Annotated in this window: 1 rRNA gene; it reads right to left on the reverse strand. The window is 59.7% G+C overall.

The window, feature by feature from the left end:
- Positions 1–3,065, reverse strand: a 23S ribosomal RNA gene (locus HMPREF3165_RS08130); the annotation flags it as partial.
- Between the last annotated feature and the right edge of the window lie 349 nt (positions 3,066–3,414).

Consider the following 3,414-nt stretch of genomic DNA (forward strand, 5'->3'; position numbering starts at 1 on the left):
GGAGACCTTATCTTGAAGATGGTTTCCCGCTTAGATGCTTTCAGCGGTTACCCTTCCCGAACGTAGCCAACCAGCCGTGCCCCGGGCGGGACAACTGGCACACCAGAGGTTCGTCCGTCCCGGTCCTCTCGTACTAGGGACAGGCCTTCTCAAGTCTCCTGCGCGCGCAGAGGATAGGGACCGAACTGTCTCACGACGTTCTAAACCCAGCTCGCGTACCGCTTTAATGGGCGAACAGCCCAACCCTTGGGACCTGCTCCAGCCCCAGGATGCGACGAGCCGACATCGAGGTGCCAAACCATGCCGTCGATATGGACTCTTGGGCAGGATCAGCCTGTTATCCCCGGGGTACCTTTTATCCGTTGAGCGACGACCCACCCACACGGGATCGCCGGATCACTAGTTCCTACTTTCGTACCTGCTCGACCCGTCGGTCTCACAGTCAAGCTCCCTTGTGCACTTGCACTCAACACCTGGTTGCCGACCAGGCTGAGGGAACCTTTGAGCGCCTCCGTTACACTTTAGGAGGCAACCGCCCCAGTTAAACTACCCACCAGGCACTGTCCCTAACCCGGATCACGGGCCCAGGTTCAGGCGCACGCCATAACCAGAGTGGTATTTCAAGGACGACTCCACCGCCACTGGCGTAACGGCTTCACAGTCTCCCACCTATCCTGCACAAGCTATAGCGGGCGCCAATACCAAGCTGTAGTAAAGGTCCCGGGGTCTTTCCGTCCTTCTGCGCGAAACGAGCATCTTTACTCGTACTGCAATTTCGCCGAGCTCATGGTTGAGACAGCGGGGAAGTCGTTACGCCATTCGTGCAGGTCGGAACTTACCCGACAAGGAATTTCGCTACCTTAGGATGGTTATAGTTACCACCGCCGTTTACTGGGGCTTAAATTCACCACTTCACCCCACGAGGGGGTTGATGGTTCCTCTTAACCTTCCAGCACCGGGCAGGCGTCAGTCCGTATACATCGCCTTACGGCTTCGCACGGACCTGTGTTTTTAGTAAACAGTCGCTTCCCCCTGGCCTCTGCGACCCTCCCCCCTAGCCCGCAACGGGGCTTCAGGGATCAGGCCCCCCTTCTCCCGAAGTTACGGGGGCATTTTGCCGAGTTCCTTAACCATGATTCACTCGTGCGCCTAGGCATACTCTGCCCGACCACCTGTGTCGGTTTAGGGTACGGGCGGCTGGCACCATCGCGTCGAGGCTTTTCTCGGCACCCCAGGATCACCCTGTTATCCCCCACCAGCGTGAGGTCACCATCACGCCTCACCCTCACCTCTCAAGGAGGCAGTCACTCCGGATTTGCCTGGAGGACGGGCTGCGCGCTTGAACGGACCAAGCCATCAGGTCCGCCGGGCTACCACTGTGCGTCACCCCTGTTAACACGCTTGCCTACCTGCACGGAGGATCCCCAGACCCCACCACCACAACCACACCACCCCCCGAAAGGAGTAGGCGCGGCTAAATTTGGTGGTTGGGCGTGGGTTAGCACCCGCGCGTCAGCATGGGCGGTGCTTCGCCGGTACGGGAATATCAACCCGTCATCCATCGACTACGCCTGTCGGCCTCGCCTTAGGTCCCGACTCACCCAGGGCGGACTAGCCTGGCCCTGGAACCCTTGGTCATTCGGCGCTAGGGCTTCTCACCCTAGTATCGCTACTCATGCCTGCATTCTCACTCCCGCACCGTCCACCAGCAGTCACCCACAGGCTTCCCCCGGTGCAGGACGCTCCCCTACCACCCACAACCCCTGCCACCACCCGCACAAGACGGACGGTGAAGGGAACAACGTCATGGGTCCGCGGCTTCGGCGGTGTGCTTGAGCCCCGCTACATTGTCGGCGCACGATCACTTGACCAGTGAGCTATTACGCACTCTTTCAAGGATGGCTGCTTCTAAGCCAACCTCCTGGTTGTCTGCGCGACCGCACATCCTTTCCCACTTAGCACACGCTTAGGGGCCTTAGCCGGCGATCTGGGCTGTTTCCCTCTCGACCACGGAGCTTATCCCCCGCGGTCTCACTGCCACGCTACAACCCGACGGCATTCGGAGTTTGGTTGACGTCAGTAACCCTGTGGGGCCCATCAGCCACCCAGTAGCTCTACCTCCGCCGGGCAACACGCGACGCTGCACCTAAATGCATTTCGGGGAGAACCAGCTATCACGGAGTTTGATTGGCCTTTCACCCCTACCCACAGCTCATCCCCCCAGTTTTCAACCTAGGTGGGTTCGGTCCTCCACACGCTCTTACACGTGCTTCAACCTGGCCATGGGTAGATCACCCCGCTTCGGGTCCAGAACGCGCCACTACAATCGCCCTATTCGGACTCGCTCTCGCTACGGCTACCCCACACGGGTTAACCTCGCGACACGCCACTGACTCGCAGGCTCATTCTTCAAAAGGCACGCCACCACCCCCACACACAAGGCGCGGAAGGCTCTGACGGCTTGTAAGCGCCCGGTTTCAGGTACTATTTCACTCCCCTCCCGGGGTACTTTTCACCATTCCCTCACGGTACTATCCACTATCGGTCATCAGGAGGTATTCAGGCAGCCAAGTGGTCTTGGCAGATTCACACAGGATTCCACGAGCCCCGTGCTACTCGGGCACCGTCCCAGACACGCACCAACCAGTTCCGCCTACGGGGGTATCACCCACTACGCCACGCCTTCCCAGACGATTCAGCTACAGATCAGCACACGCGCCCCCTCTCCGGCAGAAGAGAAAACAGAACAGCCCCACAACCCCGCACACGCAACCCCTGCCGAGTATCACACGCACACGGTTTAACCATCATCCGCTTTCGCTCGCCACTACTCACGGAATATCTTCTCCTACGGGTACTGAGATGTTTCACTTCCCCGCGTCACCCCCCACACCCTATACAATTCAGATGCAGGTGACACGACATAACTCGTGCCGGGTCCCCCCATTCGGAAACCCTCGGATCACAGCCCGCCAGCCGGCTCCCCGAGGAATATCGCAGGCCACCACGTCCTTCATCGGCCCCTGATGCCAAGGCATCCACCGAACGCTCAAAAAAACAAACAACAAAGACACACGAACAAAACAAGAAACACTTTTGTCGCAGAAATCTTACAGTAAGATGCTCGCGTCCACTATACAGTTCACAACCAACCCACCCACACCCGGCTCCCACCACCCACACAAGGCAGCAGAACACGGGCCAGGCAACCAGGGCGCACTGCCCCAGAACCCCGACAGCATGCCACCCCCACACACACCAAGCACGCGGGGGCACCCACCACCACCCAACAGGCAGCAGCGGGCGTGTCTCTCATGCCAGCACCAGACAACCAACCACCCCGCACACCAGTGCACGACGGTCGGCCGCCCAGCCCTTCCGCGAGGGCAGGCCCCCCAGCCGGCCCAGACCCAT

Origin of the sequence: Actinomyces sp. HMSC08A09 (genome assembly GCF_001807465.1) — a bacterium.
Taxonomy (GTDB): Bacteria; Actinomycetota; Actinomycetes; order Actinomycetales; family Actinomycetaceae; genus Actinomyces; species Actinomyces oris.